The 26,663-nt window shown below is 39.5% G+C and carries 20 protein-coding genes; 8 read left to right on the top strand and 12 right to left on the bottom strand.

All coding sequences use genetic code 11. The annotated features are described in order from the left end of the window. Positions 1-20: 20 nt before the first annotated feature. Complete coding sequence (locus AC1M87_RS11470; protein ID WP_180000355.1) at positions 21-638, bottom strand: thiol:disulfide interchange protein DsbA/DsbL; 618 nt, start codon at positions 636-638, stop codon at positions 21-23. Between the two features lie 182 nt (positions 639-820). Between AC1M87_RS11470 and ubiG the strand changes: the two genes are divergently transcribed. Genes ubiG through AC1M87_RS11485 form a run of 3 tightly spaced genes read left to right on the top strand, consistent with a single transcriptional unit; the run spans position 821 to position 2,991 of the window. Further along, a complete protein-coding gene (gene ubiG, locus AC1M87_RS11475) occupies positions 821-1,537 on the top strand; it encodes a bifunctional 2-polyprenyl-6-hydroxyphenol methylase/3-demethylubiquinol 3-O-methyltransferase UbiG (RefSeq protein WP_035268814.1) in 717 nt (238 codons plus the stop codon). Then, on the top strand, positions 1,534-2,220 hold the full coding sequence (locus AC1M87_RS11480; protein ID WP_481593768.1) for an HAD family hydrolase: 687 nt from the start codon (positions 1,534-1,536) through the stop codon (positions 2,218-2,220). The genes ubiG and AC1M87_RS11480 overlap by 4 nt, the downstream gene beginning before the upstream one ends. 24 nt (positions 2,221-2,244) lie before the next feature. Continuing rightward, on the top strand, positions 2,245-2,991 hold the full coding sequence (locus AC1M87_RS11485; protein ID WP_035268812.1) for a YciK family oxidoreductase: 747 nt from the start codon (positions 2,245-2,247) through the stop codon (positions 2,989-2,991). A 247-nt stretch (positions 2,992-3,238) separates the two neighbouring features. Here AC1M87_RS11485 and dnaJ read toward each other — a convergent pair whose 3' ends face one another. The 4 genes from dnaJ to AC1M87_RS11505 all read right to left on the bottom strand — a co-directional run bounded on the left by dnaJ (position 3,239) and on the right by AC1M87_RS11505 (position 9,208). Next, positions 3,239-4,354: a molecular chaperone DnaJ gene (gene dnaJ, locus AC1M87_RS11490; protein WP_481593769.1), complete on the bottom strand. Its 1,116-nt coding sequence runs from the start codon at positions 4,352-4,354 to the stop codon at positions 3,239-3,241. 94 nt (positions 4,355-4,448) lie between these two features. After that, positions 4,449-4,826 carry a hypothetical protein gene (locus AC1M87_RS11495; RefSeq protein ID WP_035268802.1) on the bottom strand — a complete coding sequence of 126 codons (378 nt, stop codon included), beginning with the start codon at positions 4,824-4,826 and terminating at the stop codon, positions 4,449-4,451. 135 nt (positions 4,827-4,961) lie between these two features. After that, a complete protein-coding gene (locus AC1M87_RS11500) occupies positions 4,962-8,096 on the bottom strand; it encodes an efflux RND transporter permease subunit (protein ID WP_481593770.1) in 3,135 nt (1,044 codons plus the stop codon). Next, positions 8,093-9,208: an efflux RND transporter periplasmic adaptor subunit gene (locus AC1M87_RS11505; RefSeq protein ID WP_035268798.1), complete on the bottom strand. Its 1,116-nt coding sequence runs from the start codon at positions 9,206-9,208 to the stop codon at positions 8,093-8,095. The genes AC1M87_RS11500 and AC1M87_RS11505 overlap by 4 nt, the downstream gene beginning before the upstream one ends. A 142-nt stretch (positions 9,209-9,350) precedes the next feature. Here AC1M87_RS11505 and AC1M87_RS11510 point away from each other — a divergent pair, with 142 nt between their 5' ends. The 3 genes from AC1M87_RS11510 to AC1M87_RS11520 all read left to right on the top strand — a co-directional run bounded on the left by AC1M87_RS11510 (position 9,351) and on the right by AC1M87_RS11520 (position 14,374). Beyond that, complete coding sequence (locus tag AC1M87_RS11510; RefSeq protein ID WP_035268797.1) at positions 9,351-9,968, top strand: TetR/AcrR family transcriptional regulator; 618 nt, start codon at positions 9,351-9,353, stop codon at positions 9,966-9,968. Between the two features lie 116 nt (positions 9,969-10,084). Next, on the top strand, positions 10,085-12,775 hold the full coding sequence (gene ppc, locus AC1M87_RS11515) for a phosphoenolpyruvate carboxylase (RefSeq protein WP_481593771.1): 2,691 nt from the start codon (positions 10,085-10,087) through the stop codon (positions 12,773-12,775). A 303-nt stretch (positions 12,776-13,078) separates the two neighbouring features. Continuing rightward, positions 13,079-14,374: a solute carrier family 23 protein gene (locus tag AC1M87_RS11520; protein WP_481593772.1), complete on the top strand. Its 1,296-nt coding sequence runs from the start codon at positions 13,079-13,081 to the stop codon at positions 14,372-14,374. A gap of 56 nt (positions 14,375-14,430) precedes the next feature. On the opposite strand, the gene AC1M87_RS11525 is transcribed toward AC1M87_RS11520, so the two are convergent. From AC1M87_RS11525 to ilvD, 4 genes are all read right to left on the bottom strand, one after another. Further along, the gene (locus AC1M87_RS11525; RefSeq protein WP_092768001.1) at positions 14,431-16,134 is read right to left on the bottom strand and encodes a putative bifunctional diguanylate cyclase/phosphodiesterase; all 1,704 of its coding nucleotides are present in this window, start codon (positions 16,132-16,134) and stop codon (positions 14,431-14,433) included. 171 nt (positions 16,135-16,305) lie between these two features. After that, a complete protein-coding gene (locus AC1M87_RS11530; RefSeq protein WP_035270424.1) occupies positions 16,306-16,593 on the bottom strand; it encodes a chorismate mutase in 288 nt (95 codons plus the stop codon). Continuing rightward, positions 16,586-17,908, bottom strand: a complete 1,323-nt coding sequence (locus AC1M87_RS11535; RefSeq protein WP_481593773.1) for a hypothetical protein — start codon at positions 17,906-17,908, stop codon at positions 16,586-16,588. The genes AC1M87_RS11530 and AC1M87_RS11535 overlap by 8 nt, the downstream gene beginning before the upstream one ends. A gap of 258 nt (positions 17,909-18,166) precedes the next feature. Further along, a complete protein-coding gene (gene ilvD / locus AC1M87_RS11540) occupies positions 18,167-19,996 on the bottom strand; it encodes a dihydroxy-acid dehydratase (RefSeq protein ID WP_481593774.1) in 1,830 nt (609 codons plus the stop codon). A 381-nt stretch (positions 19,997-20,377) separates the two neighbouring features. Here ilvD and fmt point away from each other — a divergent pair, with 381 nt between their 5' ends. Together fmt and rsmB are read left to right on the top strand one after the other, a co-directional pair. After that, entirely contained in the window at positions 20,378-21,340 is a 963-nt protein-coding gene (gene fmt / locus AC1M87_RS11545; protein ID WP_481593775.1) for a methionyl-tRNA formyltransferase, read from the top strand. Next, positions 21,337-22,632, top strand: coding sequence for a 16S rRNA (cytosine(967)-C(5))-methyltransferase RsmB (rsmB, locus tag AC1M87_RS11550; RefSeq protein ID WP_481593776.1), 1,296 nt, complete (start codon positions 21,337-21,339; stop codon positions 22,630-22,632). The genes fmt and rsmB overlap by 4 nt, the downstream gene beginning before the upstream one ends. Positions 22,633-22,725: 93 nt before the next feature. Here rsmB and AC1M87_RS11555 read toward each other — a convergent pair whose 3' ends face one another. From AC1M87_RS11555 to AC1M87_RS11565, 3 genes are all read right to left on the bottom strand, one after another. Further along, complete coding sequence (locus AC1M87_RS11555; RefSeq protein ID WP_081403317.1) at positions 22,726-22,836, bottom strand: methionine/alanine import family NSS transporter small subunit; 111 nt, start codon at positions 22,834-22,836, stop codon at positions 22,726-22,728. Between the two features lies 1 nt (position 22,837). Beyond that, entirely contained in the window at positions 22,838-24,322 is a 1,485-nt protein-coding gene (locus AC1M87_RS11560; protein WP_481589409.1) for a sodium-dependent transporter, read from the bottom strand. Positions 24,323-24,692: 370 nt separating this feature from the next. Continuing rightward, a complete protein-coding gene (locus AC1M87_RS11565) occupies positions 24,693-26,144 on the bottom strand; it encodes an aldehyde dehydrogenase family protein (protein ID WP_481593777.1) in 1,452 nt (483 codons plus the stop codon). Positions 26,145-26,663: the final 519 nt, after the last annotated feature.

Raw genomic sequence — 26,663 nt, forward strand, 5'->3', positions numbered from 1 at the left:
CGCTCAATGCGGGTTTTCTATTATTTAGCTTTGCGCTCTTTATCCAATAGATAATCGACCACTTGTAACACACGGCCATTATCACCTTGTACGACATATTTCCCATTTACTACAACAGCTGGCACACCCGTCAATTGATATTGTTGCGCTAATTTATTCGCTTGAGAGACTTTGGCAGTAATTGCGAAAGAATTATATAAACTATTGAATTTAGCTTCTGGGATACCATACTTCGTAAAGAATTGTGCTTGTGATTTTTGGTCAAAAATCTGCTGACCTTTGTCATGGATCGCGTGGAATAAAGGCAAATGGGTACGTTTACGAACACCAAGTGCTTCAGAAACGTAGTAACCACGCGCATTCTGTTCCCATACTTTGTTCATTGCAGCAGGTGTACGGACAAAATTCACATCTTTTGGAATTTTACGTAACCAAGATTGCATATGAGGTTCTAAAGTAAAGCAATGACCACAGCCATACCAAAAGAACTCACGTACTTCCAATTTACCAGCGACATCAACCTTACCTGGGTTTTGCACGACCGTATAATCTTTGCCTTCAACAAAGTTCGCCATTGCACCTGTTGAAAGTGCCATCAGCACTGCAGCGGCAACGCCACTAAAAACCACCTTTTTCATTAAGTTTTTATCCTCTAAATCATTCTGATTAGCATATGGTTTCACTATAAAACAAATATGAGAAAATCGTTTTGATTCTGTGAACTTTTTTACAAGATTTATCGCTTTTTTTGGAATTAGCGATACACTAAGATCTGATATAAATTTTACCCATTAAAACGAACTTTGCTAAGGTGGCTGTAATGACTCAACTGAATGTTGACCCACAAGAAATTGCTAAATTTGAAGCACTTGCTGCGGTATGGTGGGATCAACACTCTGAGTTTCGCCCTCTCCATCAAATCAATCCATTACGATTGAATTGGATTGATGAACATGCAGGTGGTCTTAGTGGCAAGAAAGTACTAGATGTTGGCTGTGGCGGCGGCATTTTAGCTGAAAGTATGGCACGCCGTGGTGCCGATGTCCTCGGTATCGATATGGGCGCAGCACCATTAAATGTCGCACGTCTGCATGCAGAACAAGAAAACGTCACCAATATCGAATATCGTCAAATTCCAGTTGAGCAATTGGCTGAAGAACAAGCTGGTCAATACGATGTCGTAACTTGTATGGAAATGTTGGAACATGTACCAGATCCAGCGTCAATCATTCAAGCATGCCAAAAACTGGTGAAACCAAACGGTCATGTATTCTTCTCCACAATTAACCGTAATCCAAAATCATATTTATTTGCGATTATCGGTGCAGAGTATGTGTTACGTCTTTTGAAAAAAGGAACTCATGACTATCATAAATTTATTAAACCTTCTGAATTAGCGCATGATATTCGTAACGCAGGTTTAAAACTTAAAGATATGACAGGCTTACATTACAACCCATTAACTAAACATTATTGGTTAGCCCCAAATGTCGATGTGAACTATATGGTTTACACCCATAATGAGGTGAATGAATGAAGGCCGTACTTTTCGACCTAGATGGGACTTTAATTGACACTGCTGCGGATTTTATTCGTATTATTCAAGCAATGTGTCGTGAAGAAGGTCGAGAGATCGTAGATGCAGCCCTGATCCGAACTCAGGTCTCCGAGGGGGCTCGGGCGATGGTGAAATTGGTTTATCCTGAATTACAGGTTGATGATCCTATTTTCCTTGCACATCGTCAGCGCTTTCTAGATATCTATGGTGCTGATATTGCTGTGGATACAGACCTTTTTGCAGGAATGTATCCTTTAATTGAGAACTTGGAACAACGGGATATTCCATGGGGAATTGTGACAAACAAACCTCGTTGGCTGAGTGAGGCACTACTTCAAGCCTTAAACTTAACTGAACGTTGTGCCGTTCTCGTATGCCCAGAAGATGTTAAGCACACTAAACCTGACCCAGAACCAATGTATCTCGCTGCTCAACAAATTAATGTTCCAGCTGAACAATGCATTTATGTTGGTGATCATCCACGTGATATTGATGCAGGTCGAAGCGCAAATATGTACACGATTTTGGCTGCTTACGGATATTTACCATTAGAACACAAAGATGACTTAGATTCTTGGCAGGCAGATTGTATAGTGAATGATGTACAAGAATTACATCAACACTTAATCGAATTGATCGAATCTCACCAAAAAACAGCTTAATTAGAACAATGAAGGAGGTCGCACATGAAATATTCAGAATATCAACCTCGCCCAGATTTATTGAAAGATAAAGTAATTTTAATTACGGGTGCAGGTGATGGCATTGGACGCGCAGCAGCGTTGAGCTATGCTTTACATGGTGCGACCGTCGTTCTTCATGGTAGAACGCTGAACAAGTTAGAAGTGATCTATGACGAAATTGAAAGTTTAGGTGCTCCTCAACCTGCAATTTTGCCACTGCAACTTTCTACTGCAACAGCATATGATTACGAACGTCTTGTGGAAACGCTTGACCAACAATTTGGTCGTTTAGATGGGATTTTGCACAATGCTGGGATTTTAGGTGAGCGCGTTGAATTGGCCCACTACCCTGCTGAAGTGTGGGATGATGTAATGGCTGTAAATTTAAGAGCACCTTTTGTTCTTACTCAACATTTACTTCCATTATTAGAAAAATCTCAAAATGCCTCTGTTGTTTTTGCAAGCTCAGGTGTCGGTCGTGAAGCACGTGCGAAATGGGGCGCATACTCAGTTTCAAAAATTGCCATTGAAGCGGTCAGTCAAATTTTTGCAAAAGAAAATGTCTATCCAAACATTCGCTACAACTGCATTAATCCTGGTGCAACACGAACAGCTATGCGTGCTAAAGCATATCCTGATGAAGATCCGAAAGTATTGGCAACGCCTGAACAAATCATGCCAGCTTATTTATATTTAATGGGCGAAGACAGTATAGGGATGAATGGTCAGAGTATTGATGCTCAGGATTAGTTTTTTCAAAATTACATGATGAGGATCGTCAGATCCTCTTTTTTTAATTATAGTTCCAATAAAACCTATTAAAAATTCAACTTCCGGCCTTAAAGGCTTAACCAGATGAATTACAACAATTCTTGAATACACCCATAAACTAAGAAATTGTCTAATGGTAGTATCACTTATCTAGCTTTAAATATCTGAAACTTATATCACTCAATAAAAAACCCGACAATAATGTCGGGTTTTTATTTCATTCTGATCAGTCAAATAAACGATCGAAGAATGATTTCTTTTTAGGTGAAGATTTACTGTCCGCACCATCTAAAGATTCTTGTAACTCTTTTAAAAGTTCACGTTGACGTGCAGTTAAGTTGACTGGTGTTTCAATCACGATACGGCAAAGTAAATCACCTTGCATACTTGTGCGTACTGGTTTTACACCCTTGCCACGTAGACGGAACATTTTACCTGTTTGTGTTCCCTCAGGTACTTTCAAGTTCACACGACCATCAAGGGTTGGAATCTCAATTTCTTTACCCAATGCAGCATCAGCGATACTAATCGGCACATCCATATACAAGTCCGCGCCATCACGTTGGAAGATTTCATGTTCACGAACATTAACTTCTACGTATAGATCACCTGATTGACCATCACGAATCGCTTCACCTTTTCCAGTTAAACGAACGCGATCGCCATTATCCACGCCTGCAGGAATGGTAACTTCAAGTGTCTGTTGACGATCTTTAACACCTGAACCATGACAAGTGCCACAAGGATTTTTAATAATCTTACCTTGTCCGCGACAAGTGCTACACGTTTGCTGAACTGAGAAGAAACCTTGTTGCATACGGACTTGGCCAGCCCCGTGACAAGTTTTACAGGTTTCAACATCATTCGGGTTTTTAGAACCTTTACCATCACACACTTCACATGGTGCTGGCGCAGTAAAAGTGATTGTTTTCTTTACGCCACGTACAGCTTCTTCTAAGCTGAGCTCAAGCACATAACGTAGGTCTGAACCACGTCTTTGACGCTGTTGGCGACCGCCACCACCAAACGCACCACCGAAAATGTCGCCAAACTGACTAAAAATGTCTTCAGCGCTAAAACCGCCACCGAAACCACCGCCGCCGCCACCGAAGCCGCCTTCAAATGCATTATGTCCCATGCGGTCATACATGCTGCGTTTTTCACTATCAGATAAAACTTCATACGCTTCAGCAGCTTCTTTGAATTTTTCTTCTGCTTCAGCATTATCAGGGTTACGGTCTGGATGATATTTCATCGCCAACTTACGGTAGGCTTTTTTAATTTCATCATCACTAGCTGTTTTAGAAAGCCCTAAAACCTCATAATAATCACGTTTAGCCATGTCTGGCGATGCTCCACAAAAAAATTTGATATGACTGCTCTGCGGAATATGTTGGGGTCATATTCCGAGATTACAAGTAAATTAAATCATTATTTTAAAAAGCGGCTTTTTTCTGGAGATATTTAACTAAGCCTTTAAGCCATGCATTTAGGAGAAATAGCCATGCAATTGTGGTAAAAATGACACCAATCACCGTACACCCTTTCACCCATAACACACTATCCCAATAGATAAAGCAGGCAGGAATAAACCAAAGAGCAGCAAATGCGGCCATCATCATGAATAGCACAACATTTCGTGCAATCCATAATGCTTGAGCATGGATCCAGACTTCAGCGTCTTGCGCTTGAGCCACTTTTTGCGCTAAAAAATAGGCGATTGCAGCACTGATACCAGTGAACAATGCAAGAAACATGAATACATAAGACATCGTAATTAATCGACGATGTCTTGTTAAATTGTCTCGCCCCATGGATGCTTTTTTATACCTCAACCGAGTGCACATTCAGTTTTTTTATGTACTCAGCCCACTGTGTTATTTTGTGTTAAAAACTAGGGACTACTATATTGAATTTTTCAATGCTTCGCACCTAGTATTCACATAAAACTACGCGGTTTTTGACTCTTTTTTTACTTTAAACCATGCCGCATAGAGTGCTGGCAAGAAGAACAGCGTTAATAATGTTGCGATAATGAGTCCACCCATAATTGCTACTGCCATTGGACCAAAGAAGATACTGCGTGAAAGCGGAATCATCGCCAACACAGCAGCCAATGCAGTCAAAATAATTGGACGGGCACGGCGTACTGTCGCTTCTAAAATCGCTTCCCATTGAGAATGACCCGCTTTGATATCTTGCTCAATCTGATCAATCAAGATAAGCGAATTACGCATAATCATTCCAGATAAAGCAATGGTACCTAGCATCGCCACAAATCCGAAAGGCTTATTGAATATCAACAGGAACAATACCACGCCAATTAAACCCAAAGGCGCGGTCAAGAAAACAATAAACGAACGTGGAATACTCTTGAGCTGAATCATGAGCAAGGTAAAGACCACGGCCAAAAATAACGGCATGCCAGCATTTACTGAAGTTTGTCCACGTGCAGATTCCTCCACAGTGCCTCCCACTTCTACCAGATAACCACTTGGAAGTTCGGCACGAATTTTCTCAATAGATTCAGTTAATTCACCAACCACAGTAGCTGGTTGGAGTTTAGTCCGAATATCTGCGCGCACAGTAATGGTCGGCAAACGGTTACGATGCCAAATCAGACCATCTTCAAACTTATATTGAATATTCGCAATCTGTGCCAATGGAACTGTTGTACCTTGACTCGTCGGTACAGCGAGACTTTGTAACGATGCCACATCAACACGTTCCGCTTGATCGCCACGTAAACGAATATCAATCAACTCCCGTTTCTCACGATACTGATTAATCGCAGCCCCTGTTATTGAGCTATTTAAGAAATTCGCCAAATCTAAGCTAGATACGCCTAACTGACGCGCACGATCTTGATCAATTTCAAGTGAAATAATTTTACTCGGCTCACCCCAATCTAAATGAACATTGGCGGTATTTGGATTTTCACTGATTGCTTGTGACACTAATTGTGCTCGTTGGCGAACAGTATTTAAATCTTCTCCAGAAACACGGTATTGAATTGGATAACCGACTGGTGGCCCATTTTCCAATAGCGATACACGTGTCCGTACTTCAGGCAATAACTTACTAATTTCTTCACTCAGATTCTTTCTAATCTCATCTCGCTCATCTAATGAGGAAGCCAAAACCACAAATTGTGCAAAACTCGCCTGAGGCAATTGTTGATCAAGTGGTAAATAGAAACGTGGAGAACCTGTACCAACATAAGCGACGTAATTATCGATCCCTTTTTGAGTCGACAAGAATTTTTCTACTTTTTTAACCGCATTTTCTGTCGCTGTTAGAGAAGCACCTTCCTCTAGTTTTAGATCCACTAATATTTCAGCACGGTTTGATGGTGGGAAAAATTGTTGTGGAACAAATTTAAACATCAAAATTGACAAGACAAATATCGCAACCGTCGCAGCAATGACGGTTTTACGATAAGTAATACATAACTCAACCCAAGATCTAAATTTTTGATACATCTTAGTTTGATATGGATCGTGATGCTCACCATGGTGTTGAACGACGGGTTGTGGCTCTGGTTGTTGACGTAATCTTGCCCATAAGCGTTGATACCACGGAGCTTTCTGATTCATTTGATTAAAATCAGGCAGTAATTTGTCACCTAAATAAGGAACAAACAGTACCGCTGCAAACCATGACACCACTAAAGCAATGGTTACAACTTGGAAGATTGAGCGAGTATATTCACCTGTGCTCGACGCAGCAGTGGCAATCGGCAAGAATCCAGCTGCAGTGATCAGCGTCCCCGTTAACATTGGAAATGCGGTCGACTTCCAAGCAAAACCTGCGGCTTTTAATCTGCTATATCCTTGTTCCATTTTAATGGCCATCATTTCAACTGCAATGATGGCGTCATCGACCAAAAGTCCAAGTGCTAAGATTAATGCGCCTAAAGAAATCTTGTGCAGTCCAACATCAAAGAAATTCATGCCTGCGAACGTCATTGCCAAGACCAAGGGAATAGAGAAAGCGACCACTAATCCTGTACGGAAACCTAAAGAGAAGAAGCTGACCAATAAGACAATAATCACGGCCTCTGCGAGCACTTTGATAAATTCGTGAATACTGCGTTGCACCGCTACAGGCTGATCTGAAACTTTTTTAAGTTCCATCCCTAAAGGTAAAGTTTGTTGTAGATCATTAAAGGTCTTTTCTAGATTTTTCCCTAGCGCAATGATGTCACCACCCTTACGCATAGACACCGCAATACCAATACCATTTTTGCCCATAAAGCGCATACGTGGTTGAGCTGGCTCACTAAAGCCACGGTAAACTTCAGCCACATCGCCCAATTGAATGGTCTTATCACCAACCAGTAATGGCATGTTCTTGAGATCTTCGACTGATTTCAATTGTCCGCTGACACGCACTTGAATACGATCTGAGCTTGTTTCAAAGAAACCTGCGCTCGCCATGGTATTTTGTTTTTGTAGTGCTTCTTGAATTGCAGAAACTGGAATACCCAATTGAGCGGTTTTCGTATTTGAAATTTCTATCCAAATTTTTTGATCTTGCAAGCCAACTAAATCAACCTTACCAACATCTTGTACACGTTGTAGTTGCAGCTGTAAGCGATCGGCATATTCCTTCATCATGGCATAATCAAAATCATTACCCGTTAAGACATAAATGTTCCCAAAGGTGTCACCAAATTCATCGTTAAAGAATGGACCTTGAACACCGCTAGGAAGTTGGTGTTTGATATCTCCAATTTTTTTTCTAACCTGATACCAAACATTCGGTAATTCATGGGAACGCAGCGAGTCTTTGGCAACAAAGGTCACCATTGATTCACCAGGACGAGAATAGGCTGCAATACGATCATAGAGCCCCGTACTCATTAATTCTTTTTCAATGCGATCAGTTACTTGCAATGAAACTTCTTCCGCTGTCGCACCTGGCCAATAGGTTTGAACCACCATTACTTTGAAACTAAATGGAGGGTCTTCACTTTGTGATAGTTTTGAGTAGGAATAAACACCCAATATTCCCATCAAAATCATGAAATAAAGGATCAGTCCCTTATTTTTTAACGCCCATTCTGACAAGTTAAAGTTCATATTTTCGCTCCAACTTGTCCTGCTTTCACATTGACTGCACGGTTTTGACGGTCAATCGGATTAATTTTTTGTTTATCTCGCAGTAAGTGTACACCGCCAACCACGATCCAATCAGAAGCTTTTAAACCTTGGGTCACAGGTACCGTATCACGACCATAAGCACCTATTTGAACATTCACCTTACGGATACTGTGATCTGGATTCACAACCCAAACATAAGGCTGATCTTCTGTTGCAGATACACTGGTCAAAGGAACATTAATCACATTTGAACTGGTATTTGAAAAAAATACTCGCGCACTTTGTCCAAGTTGAATTGCTGAACGCCCTTCAGTCAAAGCAACTTTGACACTAAATGTTCTAGATTGGTCGGCAGCAGGTGAAATTTCACGCACATATGCGGCGAAACGCTCCTCTGGTTTTGACCATAGCGTAACCCAAGCTTTTTGACCTGTTTTAATTTCTGATACTGCTTGTTCTGGCACACCAATCACCACTTCACGATCACCATCTATCGCCAGTTGATATGCTGCCTGCCCTGCTGCGATCACTTGACCAACTTCAATACTACGCTCAGTGATGACGCCATTTTTATTGGCAATGAGTTGGTTATATCCCGTCTGATTACTACTCACTGCATAATTTGATTGTGCTTGTTTTAAATTGGACATGGCCGATTTATATTGATTTTCTACGGCATCATATTGCGAACGACTCACCGCATTAATAGGTAATAACTGCTTAAAGCGTTTGTATTCTTCTTCGGCAATTTTGGCTGCAGATTGCGCGCTTTCTAACTGAGCTTTTGAAGCATTTAACTGCAGTTGAGCATCTTTCACATCTAATTTTGCTAAGACTTGCCCGACTTTGACTCGATCCCCTACATCAACATAGCGTTCAGTAATTTGTCCTCCAACACGGAAAGCCAATGCCGTTTGCTGTCTCGCCTGAACTTCTCCTGCATAACTTTTCAGTTCATCTTGGGAAGTATTCGGCTGGGCAACCATCACAAATGGAATTTGTTCCTCTGTGGGTTTATCCTTACTACACGCGGTGAGTATCACGCTACAAATGAGCATTAGACTGTATGTGGCAAATTTTTGAGGACTCATGTGCACTGCTCTTATGTCAATTTTTAGGCAAATCAAATTAGGGATATTAATTTGATTATTTTTTAATTAATATACCGCATGGTACAGTAATTAAAAATCATTTTTCAAGGTATGACCTAAACTGTTTTTTTTGGATTTTTTTGTGCAAATGAATATTGGACGTCCTAAGGATTTAGTTAAAAAGAAACAAATATTAGAGGCAGCTAAACGTTTGTTTCTAAAACAGGGCTTTCATGGTTCAAGCATGAATCAAATTGCCAAAGAAGCTGGCGTGACTAAACTGACGGTGTATAACCATTTTCAAGATAAAGAATCGTTATTTACCTATGCAATTGCAGAAACGTGCGAAGAATCAATCAATGCTCGGCGAATCCAATTACACCCTGAATCCAATTTTTTAGAAGACTTCTATCAGGTATGTAGTTTAGCGCTGCAAATTGTCAATCTTCCTGAAGCCATTAAGCTTGAGCATTTATTATTAGAATTGGCAGCAGAGCAAAATCCTTTGGCTGAACCTTTTTATAATGCATCTCATAAGCGGTTATTTGTGGTATGGACTGATTTTTTTGCTCAAGCGATTGAGCACGGATTTATCCAGAAAGATGATGCTGAAAAGCAAACACATTTGCTCCTTTCTTTACTCTTAGGGCATCGACATCATGAAGTATTATTAGGTGTTCGTCAGGTTCCCAGTGAAGCAGAATGTGATGAAATTATTCATCAAGCCATCGAATTATTTATGCTGAAATACAAAAAATAGCTCTCTCCATTCTTAAATGGCGTATTTTTCACCTAATTTTCTTTAAATTATTTTGCAATCGCTTGGCATGTCATGAATAAGCGGTATAGTCAAAAGAACAAGAAAAGGAGAAAAAAATGATTCAACAAATTGATGCTCCATTACGTGAAGACGTACGCTTACTCGGTAATCTTTTAGGAGAGACTTTAAAAGAACAAGCTGGACAAGATTTGTTTAATCAAGTTGAACAAATTCGTGCACTCGCGAAAGGTGCACGTGATGGTGATAGCGAAGCTGAAAAACAATTAGAAAGTTTATTTTTAAGTTTAAAAGATGATGAGATTCTTCCACTGACACGCGCTTTTTCACATTTTCTGAACTTTGCCAATATTGCAGAACAATATCATGTGGTACGTAGCCGTCGCCAAAATGAGTTTGATGAAAACGGTGCTGCAGCAAATGTCCTTATTCCCCTTTTTGAAAAATTTCAACAACAGCTGATTTCAGCGGAAACCCTTTATCAACAAATTTGTGAGCTAAATATTGAGCTTGTACTCACCGCACATCCTACGGAAGTTAGTCGTCGCACCTTGATCCAAAAATATGATGGGATCAACGAGTGTTTATCTAAGTTTGATCAGCAAAAGCTGACCCCCAAACAGCGCGCTCAAGTTCTTTCTGAATTAAAACAATTGGTTTGTTCAGCATGGCAAACCGATGAAATTCGCCAACATCGTCCAACCCCAATTGATGAAGCAAAATGGGGTTTTACTACCATTGAGCAAACTTTATGGAACGCTATTCCTAAGTTTGTCCGTGAATTGAATCAATTGGTTCAAGAGCATTGTTCTCAAGCTTTACCTTTAGATATTGCACCTGTGCGGTTTGCATCTTGGATGGGTGGTGACCGGGATGGAAACCCAAATGTCACACACAAAGTGACTCAAGAAGTTTTATGGTTATCTCGATGGAAAGCCGCGGATCTCTACCTCCGAGATATTGAAGATTTACGTTGGGAGCTTTCTGTTCAGGCGTGCAGTGATGAACTAAAGACTGCCTTAGGTCAGCCTCATCCAGAGCCTTATCGTGAATATTTAAGAACAACACGTGAACGCTTAAAAATTACAAGAGAATGGCTCACTGCAAAATTACAAGGTCAACATTCTGATGTGGATCGTAGCCAGATTATTCATCACAAAGATGAGTTGTTGCAGCCATTATTGTTATGTTATCGCTCATTAGTCGATTCAAACCTTTCCGGTATCGCTCAAGGAAAGTTACTCGATTTTATTTATCGCGTGAATTGTTTCGGTATTGAGTTATTAAAACTAGATATTCGCCAAGAGTCAGGTCGTCATCGTCAAGCAATTTCAGCGATTACTGAGTATCTTGGACTTGGCAATTTTGAGACATGGACTGAACAAGCCCGTCAAAACTTCTTATTACAAGAACTGCAAAGCAAACGCCCTTTACTTCCTAAACATCTTAATGAATCTGCTCAAAGTCTTATTGAGCATCCTGATGTTCAAGAAGTATTCGCTACCATGCGAACTTTGGCAGAACAACCTGCTGAAAGTCTAGGTGCTTATATTATTTCAATGGCAGAATATCCAAGTGACGTTTTGGCGGTTCTATTACTCCAAAAAGAAGCAGGTATTAAGCAACCTCTGCGTGTAGTTCCATTATTTGAAACGTTAAAAGATTTAGATGGCGCAGCTTCGACCATGAATACTTTATTCAGTATGCATTGGTACAAACAACATATTCAAAACAAGCACGAGGTCATGATTGGTTACTCTGACTCAGCAAAAGATGCAGGTTTCATGTCTGCGAATTGGGCTCAGTACCGTGCACAAGAAGAGTTAACAGCTATTGCCAAACAACATGGTATACAACTCACTTTGTTCCATGGTCGTGGTGGCTCAATTAGTCGTGGTGGTGCTCCAACCCAACAAGCACTATTTTCACAACCACCTGGCTCAATCTCAGGTGCAATCCGTGTGACCGAACAAGGCGAAATGATCCGATTCAAATTTGGATTAGAAGAAATCGCACTGCAAAATTTAGAAATTTATACCGCAGCTACCTTAGAAGCGACTTTACTCCCACCACCAGAACCCAAGGCAGCATGGCGCGAGTTGATGCACAAAATGACGGAACTCTCTGTGAATGTTTACCGTCAAACAGTCCGCGAAAACCCTCATTTTGTCCAATACTTAAGAACCGTGACGCCAGAGCTTGAATTACAGATGCTACCTTTGGGTTCAAGACCAGCGAAACGAAAAATCAGCGGTGGTATTGAATCCTTACGTGCAATTCCATGGGTATTTGCATGGACTCAAATTCGATTAATGCTTCCAGCATGGTTAGGTACTGGTGCAGCCATCAATCAAGTCATTTCAGAAGGTCACAAAGCTGAGCTAGATGAAATGTTAGAACAATGGCCTTATTTCCAAACTTTAATTGATATGTTGGAGATGGTGCTATCTAAATCAGATAGCAATGTCGCATTGTATTATGAATCTCATCTCACCCAAGATGAAAATCTTAAAGTATTGGGTGCGGAACTACGCCAACGCTTACATGACGCAGTACAAACTTTATTGGCAATGAAAGGTGAATCTAAATTACTCAGTTCTAATGAAGTTCTTGATCAAGCCATGAAGATTCGTAAACCCTATCTTCTTCCATTACACCTGTTACAAGCAGAACTCATGAAAAGACGTCGCGAATATTTAGCTGAACGAACTGTCGAACAAACTGAGGTTGACCATGCATTAATGGTAAGTATTGCAGGTATTGCTGCTGGATTACGTAATACGGGTTGATTTCACGACTGTCTATGCTCAAGTACCTTTATGGGCTTGAGCAATTTAAAGACTTTATTCTAATTTTCAGTAATAACAACAAAGCACCTATAAATTTTTTACTCAATATGGATATAGATTTTTTTGATATAGCTGAATTGCAATAGGCTGATTTTACTTTATTTTTAAAACATATTTTTTTTACCGATGGGTAAAAATTCAATAAAAGTCAGACCATTAGTTTTAATAATTTTTCAAGAAACAGATGATTTCTCATAAAACAGGCGTATGATGTGCACAATTTAACTATTGAGTGCTCACTTTATGACCAGTTGGTTTCCTAAATGGCGTCCCTTCACGGATGATATTGATACGCGTCCTGTTGGCACGACCGAATATTTACCTCCTGCGCAAAGTGTAGTTCTTGGCATTCAACATGCTTTTGCCATGTTTGGTGCGACAGTTTTAGCACCATTATTAATGGGTTTTGATCCTAATCTTGCTATATTAATGTCAGGTATTTGTACCCTGTTATTTTTCCTCATCACTGGCGGTCGAGTGCCCAGTTATTTAGGCTCAAGCTTTGCTTTTATTGGTGTAGTCATCGCGGCAACGGGCTATGCCGGTGCTGGAGCAAATGCGAATATTGCATTAGCTGCTGGGGGAATTATTGCCTGTGGTGTCCTTTATGCCTTAATTGGTTTTCTGGTGATGGCAACAGGTACTCGATGGATTGAAAAGCTCATGCCTCCTGTCGTAACAGGTTCTGTGGTCATGATCATCGGTCTGCATCTTGCACCGGTAACGGTAAAAAGTGTCGCGGGTAATCCATTTAATATGTGGATGGCATTGATTACTGTCATGTGTATGGCTTCAATTGCAGTATTCACCAAAGGGATGCTACAACGCCTACTTTTACTTGTGGGTTTGGTGCTGTCTTATATCGTATACTTTGTTATTACGAATATCATGGGTTACGGTACTCCAATTAACTTCACGCCGATTACACAAGCTGCATGGTTTGGTCTGCCTAACTTTCATGCTCCTGAGTTGAGTACGGACGCGATGCTCATCATTGCTCCTGTAGCTTTAATTTTAGTGGCTGAAAACTTAGGTCACATCAAAGCAGTCTCTGCCATGACTGGTGAAAATCTAGACCCACATATTGGTAAAGCGTTTGTAGCCGATGGTGTTGCAACATCATTAGCCGGTGGTGTAGGTGCTCCAGGCATGACCACTTATGGGGAAAATATTGGCGTGATGGCTGTGACACGTGTCTATTCCACGATTATTTTCGCCATCGCAGGTGTATTCGCAATTTTCCTTGGCTTATCACCAAAATTTGGTGCAATTATTCAAACCATTCCAACTGCGATTCTTGCAGGTGCATCAATTGTGGTGTTTGGTTTAATTACCATCGCTGGTGCTAAAATTTGGATCGAACATCGTGTCGATTTCTCTAAAAATAAAAACCTCATGATTGCTGCGATCACGCTGATCTTAGGTACTGGTGACTTTGCGCTTCAATTTGGTAGCTTCAATTTAGGTGGTATTGGAACGGCTACCTTTGCTGCATTATTCCTGAATTGGTTCTTTAGCTTAGGTGGAAAGTCTAACTAAAAATCTATCGCATATAAAAAAAGAGAGCTTAATGCTCTCTTTTTTAATTTTTTATTCTAATTAAGTATTTTAAGATTTTTTTCAATCGGTTGAGGTCGACCAAAATAATAGCCTTGAAACGTATTACAGCCATTTTCTTTCAGAACTTGGAACTGCTCTTCAGTTTCTACACCCTCTGCCACCACATTCAGATCGAGAATTTGTGCTAAATCAATAATCGTTTTCACAATAGCAATATCGCGTGGATTACCGACAATATTTTCTACAAATGAACGATCAATTTTGAGTTGATCCAGTGGAAGCATTTTGAGGTAATTCAATGAAGAATATCCTGTTCCAAAATCATCCATAGAGAATCTTAATCCACGCTCGATGAGCTTTTTCATTTTCTCAATTGAGTTATGCATATCGGTATAGAACATACTTTCAGTAAGTTCTAAACGTAATAATGTTGGATCAATTCCTGCTTCATCAATAATCCGAAGCACATTTTTATCAAAGTCAGTCTTACGGAATTGTTCGACACTAATATTGACTGAAATCGTCCAGTTTGAAGATTCTGGGTATTGGCTCCAATCTTTTAACTGTTGGCATGCTAATACTAATACACGATTACCAACATCATGTATGAGATCAGTTTTCTCCACTTCTTCAATAAATCGACCTGGTAAAATCAAACCGTGTTCAGGATGACTCCAACGTAGCAAGGCCTCATACCCAATCACTTCCTCTTCACGATTTACTAAAATCTGATAATAAAGTTGGAACTCATCTCGTAATAAAGCTAATCTTAAATCATTTAATAAAGCAGCTTTAGCAATAACACTTTGTTCCATTTCAGGATCAAAAACACATATGCAGTTTTTACCATTTTCTTTAGCTTGATACAGCGCCATGTCGGCGTACTTAAGCAACTCATTTTTTGGCAATTTTGAATTACGGAAAATAAAAATTCCGATACTAGAGCTAGTATGGATTTTATTATCCTTTAATACGAAAGGCTCATTTAATGCAGCACGAACTTTATCAGCGATTTGCATCACTGCTTGATTAGCAATCGTTTCATCTGGATCTAAATCTGAAAGAATAATTAAAAACTCGTCTCCACCAAGACGGACAATTGCATTCTGCTGTGCCACACACTCCATAAGGCGCACCGAGACCATTTTGAGTAGGTCATCTCCACGATCGTGTCCTAACGTGTCATTAATATTTTTGAAGTTATCCAAATCCAACATCATGAGTGCACTATGTGTACCATTTTGTTTACATGATTCAATCACCTCCAACATGCGTTCTTGCATAAAACGGCGGTTAGGCAATCCCGTTAATTCATCATGTAATGCCATATAACGTGCATGGTCTTCGGAATTTTTTAGCTGTGTGATATCAGTTCGAATGGAGATATAGTTTTGTAAAACGCCATTATTATCTTTAAGCGGCACAATCGTGGTTTCAACCCAATATAAAGAACCATTTTTAGCTCGGTTACAAATTTCGCCTTTCCAAATTTCTCCACTCGAAATGGCTTTCCACATATATTTAAAAAAACTTCTCGGGTGATAGCCTGAATTAATAATTTTATGTGTTGATCCGACCAGCTCTTCATAAGAATACTGTGAGATATTACAAAACTTCTCATTGACATGAGTAATGACGCCACGTGCATCTGTTATGGCTACAATTGAATGTGCATCAATGGCTACTTTATAGTTTTCAAGATCCTTGACTATTTTTTCTAATTGTAACTGGGTATCCATAGCGCCTTCGACCGTCAGTCTAAAAAGTGATGTATCCAAATGTTAACTTAATATTATTTTTTGTAACACTAAGCTTTGTTGAACCAGTTCACAAATCGGCTATATATTTTGTAAATTTCAATGAATAAAAGAGGAAACTAATTTCCTCATTCTTATTAAGAATTCCGACTGTTATGGTCGTATTTCTTTTAACTCTCTTTGAATAAAGTGTTGAATCATCTCTCGATATATTTTTTCCATCAGTAATGGATCCACACCATTCTTTGTAGCCAATTCACGTATTTTTTCAATCACTATTTCAACACGTTCAGGTGACTGTACATCTTGGATAGTTCTTTTAAAACGAACTGCCTGATCTACATAATATTGGCGTAAACCAATTAATTCTGTTATGGCTTGATCAATTGAATCTATTTGTGCTCGAGCTTGCTGAAGGGTTTCGCATTTTTCTTTATTGATTTTCAATTGATTCGGTATCCCTGTGTTCAGATTCATTTTCACTTTTGTACTTTTGTTCTAACACATTACTGAAAATACTTTCAATCATCCATACACGATATAAGCTATTAAACACATAACTCTTACCATCGATACGAAGCTCAAGCACTGGTAAATCAGGTTGTGATTTCATCTCACAGAGTAATTGATTTTCTTCCAGCTTTTGACTGATCGACTCTTCAGTGAGCGTCGTGATATTCAAGTTCTGTTTTAAGGCTTGAATATGAGGTCGATACGATAGATCTTTACCTTTACTCCATACAGCCTGCAAAATTTCATACATTGCATCAAGACGTTGATCCTCAGGCACACTGTAAAACAATCGTGCTATTTCATATGTCGCATGCTGAGTCGGTCGGCAAAACGGCGTAAATTTTACTTCTGTTCGTTTAGATAAACGCGTTGCCAAACTCCAATCAAATAAATCTCGTCCCTGATATTGCAATGGATAAACGGTAAGTTGGATATCGTAATAATCGGCAAGTTCCTCTTTAATATAAGCTAATAATAACCAAGAGATCGGATCTTCTAATGCAATATAGAGGTCTAACTCAGGATTCATCGCCTGAATCTCAGATAATTCTTCAGCATCATTCATTAGGTGTTCCCGCCACTCAATATGATTGATGAGAAAAATAGGATTACCGGTCAAGAGTCTTTGTTGTTTTAAACGGCGGGTCAATCTTAATAAATCATCTACCGCATGATACCGACGATTACCGAGCTCAAAAAAACTTGCTAAAACTGGCGTGTGATCAAAAGTTCGCTCAGCGATTTGTTGTTCTTTTCGATGTCGACTAGCCATGACATACAAAGTACGTAATTTTCCATACTGCTGTTGCCACAACATATGGAAGACATCTTCCAATAAATAGAGAAAATTTTCACCTGTTAATGGGGTATTTCGTAAAATCGTTTCTGCCTGTTGAATCGCTTCAGCACTTGGTATTTCAGGCTTTTCATTATCGAATCCGAAACGATGCTGGTACGCTAAAATTTGGGCATCACGTAGACTGTAATCTCGCCACTCTTCAGGACTCATATCATTTGGAGCTTCAGCAGCAGTATCTGAGATAACAATTTTTAACGGCTTAATTTCATCTTTTAAAATGTCATTTAATTGTGCCAATTGCTGGACTGCAAGATAACTATACACATCATCTAAACGAAGATAGATCGTTAAACCCTGCTCAGTTGACAAGACCTCTTGACGATTTGGTTTCTGATAAAACCAACTCGATCGTAGTGGATCAAACCAACGGCGTAACAATGACATGAGATGTGCCTCAGATGATTTTACTGGTAAATTATGTGCTCAAAGTATCGAATTCATCACTTTTTCTAAAACTAAAAAAGTTTGAACGCGAGCAAAACTTATATCAAGACAAAGAGAATTGATCAATATTTATGACCTTTCTATCAAATATTGTCATTAATGTAATTGACGCTTTCAGATGAAATTCAAACATTTCGTAATTAAAAAAGCATCCCGAAGGATGCTTTTGAATCATGATTGATCTAGTTTATAAGCAGATTAGATATCGCGTACTGCACCTTTTGCAGCACTTGTTGCATGCATTGCATACGCTTTAAGTGCTTTAGATACTTTACGTGGACGCTCTTTCGCAGGCTTCCAACCTTTAGCTTCTTGCACTTCACGGCGCGCTGCCAATACATCATCAGCAACTGCTAAGTGAATCGTACGGTTTGGAATATCAATTTCGATACGGTCGCCATCTTCAACTAAAGCAATTGTACCGCCTTCAGCTGCTTCTGGAGATACGTGACCAATCGAAAGACCTGATGAACCACCTGAGAAACGACCATCAGTTACAAGCGCACAATCTTTACCTAAACCTTTAGATTTTAAGTAACTTGTTGGGTACAACATTTCCTGCATACCCGGACCACCTTGTGGGCCTTCGTAGCGAATTAACACCACATCACCTGCAACGATTTTGCCACCTAAGATTGCTTCTACTGCATCATCTTGGCTTTCAAATACGCGTGCTGTACCGTTGAATTTAAGGATAGAATCATCTACACCCGCAGTTTTTACGATACAACCATCAAGTGCGATGTTACCGTAAAGGACTGCTAAACCACCGTCTTTAGAGAATGCATGTTCTGCATTACGAATCACACCCTTCTCACGGTCACCATCAAGACGTGTGTAGTAACGGTCTTGTGAGAATGCTGTTTGTGTTGGTACACCGCCCGGTGCTGATTTATAGAAGTTATATACCTCTTCATTTTCAGTACGAATAATGTCCCACTTATCTAAAGCGTCTTTTAATGTTTTTTCGTGTACGGTTGGTACAGAAGTATCTAACAAACCTGCACGGTCTAGTTCGCCAAGGATCGACATGATACCGCCTGCACGGTGGACATCTTCCATGTGAACATTTTTAACCGCAGGTGCAACTTTACACAGTACAGGCACTTTACGTGATAAACGATCGATATCGTCCATTGTAAAATCAACTTCTGCTTCATGCGCAGCCGCTAATAAGTGAAGTACTGTATTGGTAGAACCACCCATCGCGATATCTAAAGTCATGGCATTTTCATAAGCAGCTTTAGGGGCAATGTTGCGTGGTAATACGCTGTAATCATTTTGTTCGTAATGGCGTTTTGTGATTTCAACAATCAACTGACCCGCACGCTCAAATAGTTTTTTACGGTTGGCATGCGTTGCAAGTGTTGAACCATTACCCGGTAATGATAAACCTAATGCTTCTGTCAAACAATTCATTGAGTTTGCAGTAAACATCCCTGAACATGAACCACAAGTTGGACATGCAGAACGTTCGTATGCTTTTACTTCTTCATCTGTGTAGTTGTCATCTGCAGCAACAATCATGGCATCCACAAGGTCAATCGCTTGTTCACCACCACGAATTTGGACTTTACCAGCTTCCATCGGGCCGCCTGAAACAAACACCACAGGAATGTTTAAGCGCATTGCCGCCATCAACATCCCTGGTGTGATTTTGTCACAGTTCGAGATACAAACCATTGCATCTGCACAGTGTGCATTGACCATGTATTCGACTGAGTCAGCAATCAAGTCACGCGATGGTAATGAATACAACATTCCGTCGTGACCCATTGCAATACCGTCGTCTACTGCGATTGTATTAAATTCTTTAGCTACACCACCCGCTTGTTCAATCTGACGTGCAACAAGCTGACCTAAGTCTTTAAGATGCACATGACCCGGTACGAATTGTGTGAATGAGTTGACTACTGCAATAATTGGTTTGCCAAAATCTTCGTCTTTCATTCCAGTTGCACGCCATAAGCCACGTGCACCCGCCATATTTCTTCCGTGTGTTGATGTTTTCGAACGATAGTCAGGCATTTTTATTTCCAACTTAAGCTGAGCTCGATGAATATATATTCAATCTGGCTAAATGATACTGAAATATAAGGCTAAATCAGTTGAACCTTACTTCTATTATGACAGCTTTCTGATTAACAGTTAACCATTGCTTGCAATTGTTCGTATAGGTCTGATTTGCCCTCAACGATCTAAATCGATGTAAGAGATGTGATCTACTATAAACCCTTATCTGAAATCGTAATACAAAACTTTCATGAATCTTTTTTTAAAAATACATAAATTTTATTAATCACACCTTAAGCACAAAATGCACATGAAAACGTTTCAAATTACGACCTTATTTGGGCGAAAATCGCTTTTGGCATATAATGTTCTTTATATTGTTTTGGAAGTGTCTGAGTGAAAATCATCTTTGCGGGAACCCCTGAATTTGCAGCGAGTGCATTAGCAGCTTTGCTAAAGACTTCTCATGAAATTGTTGCTGTGTATACGCAGCCAGACCGTAAAGCAGGACGTGGACAAAAACTGACAGCGTCAGCGGTAAAGCAATTGGCGCTTGAGCACAATATTCCTGTTTACCAACCTTTACATTTTAAATCGTCGACTGAGGACGGTTTGGCTGCTCAAGCTGAACTCAAGTCTTTCAATGCTGATGTGATGGTGGTCGCAGCATACGGTTTAATCTTGCCTCAAGTCGTTTTGGATACACCTAAATACGGCTGCTTGAATATTCATGGTTCCTTATTGCCTCGCTGGCGAGGTGCAGCCCCTATTCAACGTGCTATCGCGACAGGTGATACTGAAACAGGTATTACGATCATGAAAATGGCAGCTGGTCTAGACACTGGTGATATGATGTTTAAAACGATCTGTCCTATTACGGCTGAAGATACTTCCGCAACCTTACATGATAAACTGGCTCAACAAGGGGCTGAAGCCACTCTCGCTGTTTTAGAAAGTGAAGACACTTTAAAGCATTATTTAGATACACGTGAAGTTCAAGATGAATCACTTACAGTGTATGCACATAAACTGTCGAAGGCTGAAGCTCAAATTAACTGGGCAAATGATGCTGTGACGATTGATCGAAATATCCGTGCTTTCAATCCTTGGCCCGTAGCTTTCACTCCTATTGATGAAACCAACAATTTACGTATTTGGAATTCGAAACTTTCTTCACTCACTCCATCAACTCAACAAATCGGTGAAATCATCGCTGTCGATCAGGATGGTGTTCACGTTGTGTGTGGTGATCATCAAGTGATTTGCCTCACTCAACTTCAGTGGCCAGGCGGTAAAGCGCTCAATGCTGCACAAATTCTACAAAGTCAAAAATTGCAGCCAGGACAGATCTTCGCATGAGCCAACAATCTTCTCATTTAAATTTACGCGGACATGTGATTAAAACATTACTAGCCGTTCAGAATGGGCAATCCCTCACCTCTGTTCTTTCCCAACATCTTTCATTGGTTGGTGAGCGTGATCGGGCCTTATTTCATGAATTGACTTTAGGCACTTTACGCCAATGGCATGCACTTAAAGCAATTACTCTCCCTCTTTTGACTAAACCGCTCAACAATGAAACCGTTGAAAGCTGCCTATATTTAGGTTTATATCAACTGCTTTGCACGCGTATTCCAGCACATGCGGCTATCTCAGAAACGGTAACAGCCACCAAACAACTTGGTTTTGAGGCTTTAAGTGGCGTCGTGAATGCGATTCTACGTCGTGTTTCACGTGAAACTGAAGAATTCGGCGAAGCATTAGACCAAGCCCATGGTTTACCTAGTTGGCTATTTAAGCGTTTGAAAAAAGATTGGCCAGAGTATCTTGAAATGCTTTCAGCTGAGCTTAAACTGGCTGCGCCTTTGACACTACGTGTAAATGAACGACAGGTAAGCCGTGAGGAATATTTAGATATTCTTGATGAAGAAGGGATTGATGCTCATCCATGTGAATGGTCCGATGTCGGCATTATCTTAGATCAATCCGTGCATATTCCTCACCTCCCTGGCTTTGAAGAAGGTGGTTTTTCTGTTCAGGATGAACATGCTCAACTTTGCGCGACCTTATTGCCAAATCTTGATGATAAAATCGTAATTGATGCATGTGCGGCTCCAGGTGGAAAAACAGCACATATTTTAGAGTGTTATCGCCCTAAAAAGCTGTATGCGGTCGATCACGATACAAAACGTTTAAGCCGCCTAAGTGAAAACTTAGAGCGTCTTGCTCTTAATCAGTATGCACCAGTGGAAATACTGACTGCTGATGCTACGGTATGGTCTGCACCTGAACAGGCTGACTGTATTATTCTTGATGCACCGTGTTCTGCTATTGGAGTTGTAAGACGTCATCCAGATATTCGTTTACTTCGCCAATCTACCGATATTCAACAAACGGTTGAACTTCAAAAACAAATTCTGAATCACATGTGGCTACAACTCAAAGTTGGCGGATCAATGCTTTATATTACCTGCTCGATTTTGAAAGCTGAAAATGAACACCAAATGATTGATTTCTTCAACACGCATGCAGATGCTCAAGAAATCAAATTAAATGTAAATTGGGGAATTGAACAAATCCACGGCCGTCAGTTATTGCCACAACAAGGTCATGGTGATGGATTCTATTATTGTTTAATTCAAAAGATTTAATGCTATTTTTTAAGATAGTTTATTTCTAATTTACCGACATATAAAAAAGCCATGACTCGTGTCATGGCTTTTTTAATATTGATCTGAAGTAGTTTAATCTTCAAGCTCATCTGGGTTTTTTGCCAAATGAATCATGGCTAAAATAAGACCACCCCATAACAGCACTGTTGAGATAATAAGCATCATTAAAGCAGAAGTATTCATCTTATTTCTCCTCAGGTCCATTGTCTTTTAGACGACTAAAAACAACCGCACAGAATACAAAGATTGCAACTACACCGCCACCAATTGGCAATAGAATCTCAATTGGATAACCGCCATAACCTTCAGTAAATATTGAGTTCAAAGTTAGCAATAACGCAGCTAACAATGAAATTGGCGTGACTATCGTCAACATGAAGTTCCAACCAACACCTAGCTTAATACTAGAATATTGATTTACATGCTCTTGAAGTTGCTTTAACAATGGTCGACGGAACCATGACACCAATACAATTGATAATAAGCCACCCGCGACAATACCAATATTATTGGCAAAGTAATCGATAATATCGACAAAGGTAATCGCGCTGTGAGTTGAGAACAATAAAGTTGAAACAATTGCTGAACCACCTGCAATAATTGTCACAGCCTTCTTACGAGACCATCCTAACTTGTCTTGAAAACCTGCGATTGGAACTTGAAGAATACTGACCATGGATGTAATCCCTGCAACTGTTAAAGATGCAAAGAACAAGAAGCCAAATAAGTCTCCGCCAGCCCCCATGCTTGAAATGATTTTAGGGAAAGCGATAAAAGCTAAACCAATACCACCAGATACCACATCATCAACTGAAGCACCCGCACTGTAGGCCATGAAACCTAATGCTGCAAATACCCCAATACCAGCTAAAATTTCAAAAGATGAATTTGCAAGAGCAACGACTAGTCCAGAACCAGTTAAATTCGTTTTTTTCTTCAAATACGAAGCGTAGGTCAACATAATCCCGAAACCAACGGATAACGAGAAAAAGATATGGCCAAATGCAGCTAACCACACTTTATAGTTGCCCATCGCTTCCCAGTTTGGTGTAAAGAATGCATTTAAACCTTGGACAGCACCTGGTAAACGAATAGCTTGAATCACGAGAATCGTAAATAAAACCACCAACAAGGGCATAAAGATCTTATTCGACAATTCCACGCCTTTCTTCACCCCACCATACAGGATGAACATAACGATCGCCCAAACGACAACCAAACCTATAAATAAGGTCGGAACAAATCCAAATGCTAAGCCTTCACCATTCTGAAGATAGGTGGTGAAAAAGAATTTTTCTGTATCACTTCCCCACTGTTGACCAAATGAGTAGAACATATAACTACCCGCCCATGACAATACACTGGCATAGTAAATACCAATAATTAATGTCACAGCGACTTGCCACCAACCCAATGATTCACCATTCATCAACTTCTTGTAAGCTGTAGGTGGGGCCTTACGGTATTTATGTCCAACTGCATAATCTAAAAATAAAAGTGGAAGACCGGCAGCAAAAATTGCAACCAGATAAGGGATTAAAAATGCCCCGCCACCATTTTCATATGCGACATAGGGAAAACGCCAAATATTGCCTAAACCTACTGCAGAACCAATAGCTGCAATAATAAAACCTGATCTGGCGCTCCAATTTTCACGTGAAGCTGTCATATAGTACCTAATCCGTAAATGGGTACACGCTTACTGCTATTGTTGATGTTATCTCGCAAGTAATTGCATACCATTAAAATTTTGTTGTTTGAATCAGAAATGGCCTTTTGAGCATTTTTTTCGAATTACAAACCACCCCTTATTTAATATTCTTGGTTAAAGAAAGATGAAATAAAGGATGTTTAATGAATTAACAATAGCGCTTTTAATCAGATTTTTCTGTAATTAATTCAGGAAAAAACTGTGTTTCATCATTTTTTTATTCTTATTGATTAATTTTAACTCAATATGTTTATTTTTAAATCACAGCGTTAATCTAAACTAAATAATTTAAAAGGAGCGTTATGCTCCTTTTAACATAAATAATAATTTATCCTTGTTTAATCACAAGCAATCGTTCTTCTTGCATATCTCGAATTGCTGATTGAATCCCTTCTCGACCTAGACCCGAATCTTTAACGCCACCATAAGGCATATTATCTACACGGAATGATGGAATATCATTAATGATGACACCACCTACATGTAAATGATTCCACGCATACATCATTTTATTCAGACTTTGTGTATAAACGCCAGCTTGTAGACCAAATCGGCTTTGATTAATTGTAGCAATGCCTTTTTCAAAATCTTTATACTTCTCTAGAATGGCTACTGGCCCAAAAGCTTCATCTTTATAAATTTCTAAAGACGTATCAACATTTTCTAGCAATACTGGATCAAATAAAGCCCCTTTTACCTGACCTTCGACTAAAACTTTGGCTCCTTTCTTTACCGCTTTATCGACCCATTTTTTAAGCCTTTTAGCTTCTTCCTCCTTGATCATAGGGCCACATAAGGTCAAGTCTGAATTTGGATCGCTCGCTTTGATTTTTTTTATTTTGGAAATTAATTTCTTCTTTAAATCCGTATAAATATTTTCATGGACTAAAATTCTTTGGACACTAATACAAACTTGACCTGCATGGTTATAAGCTCCCCCAATAAGACGATCAATTAACACATCAGATATTTCAGTATCAGGTTCAATTAAAACAGCAGCATTTCCACCAAGCTCTAAGGTGACTTTTTTTCGACCAGCACGTGCTTTCATATCCCAACCGACTTCATCCGATCCAGTAAAACTGAGTAATTTGAATCGGTCATCAGTTACCAAGATATCTGCCTGTTCGCGAGGACAAGGTAAAACTGAAAATGCACCTTGAGGTAAATCAGTTTCCGCCAACACTTCTGCAATTTTTAGAGCAGAAACTGGTGTAAGTGACGCAGGTTTCAGTACGAAAGGACACCCTGCTGCAATTGCAGGTGCAATTTTATGAGCAGTTAAATTAAGTGGAAAATTAAAAGGACTAATTAATGATATAGCACCAATCGGAACATGTTTAATCATACCTGTATAACCCTGTGTAGCAGCTGTCACAGCCAATGGCATTAAACGCCCATCGTCCATTTGTGTAACAGCATCAGCAGCGATTTGAAAGGTATTTATAAGACGCTCAACTTCAGCCTGAGCTGCTTTTAATGGCTTTCCACCCTCTGCAATCAGAATTGCAGTTAATTCCTCTCTCATTTCGCCAAAGCGTTTGACACAATGTAATAAAATCTTTTGCTTTTGAAATGGTTCTAATTTTGCCATTGCCTGTTCTGCATCAATTGCAGATTGGATTGCTTTTTCTAAAGTATTTGCATCTGCTAAGGCTACTCGGGCAAATGTTTTTTGGCTAAATTTATCTTTTACTTCAAGCCATTGACCTGTTTGGGATGCTTTAGAGGCAACATAAAGAGAATAATCACACTCAATTTTTTTTTCTGAATTGGTCATCGCGTATCCTTAAATATATTCGGATTTAAAACTTTTAAATTCACTATATCATGACCTCTCAAGCAACTTCTGTTCATGAGTAATTAAGTAATATATTTTTCACTCTTACTTTTTATTATGTAAATGCCTCTATTGCATCTCGCATGCATTTTAGTCACTCATTATTTAAAGCATTAAAATACAACCACGACCAATTGATTATGCGATCATTTTTCTATGTACACAGGTATACCAATAGAGACTAATCATACATTATGAATTTGAGCATCAGAAGGATAAGAGAGGTTGCTATAACTGTTCAAGACATAAAATTTATCGTCTATATGATTATTTTTTTCAATTTTAAGATTAAAAATGTATTTAACGGATATATTCCAGTACCCCATGCATTTCCCTTTATATTTAATTTTTTATTTCAATTTTTTGATATAAAAAAACACCCCCTTCTATTGAAGGGGGTGTTTAGAATAATGAGCTGGCGATGACTTACTCTCACATGGGTAACCCCACACTACCATC

Source organism: Acinetobacter sp. 24-47-62, from assembly GCF_056779765.1.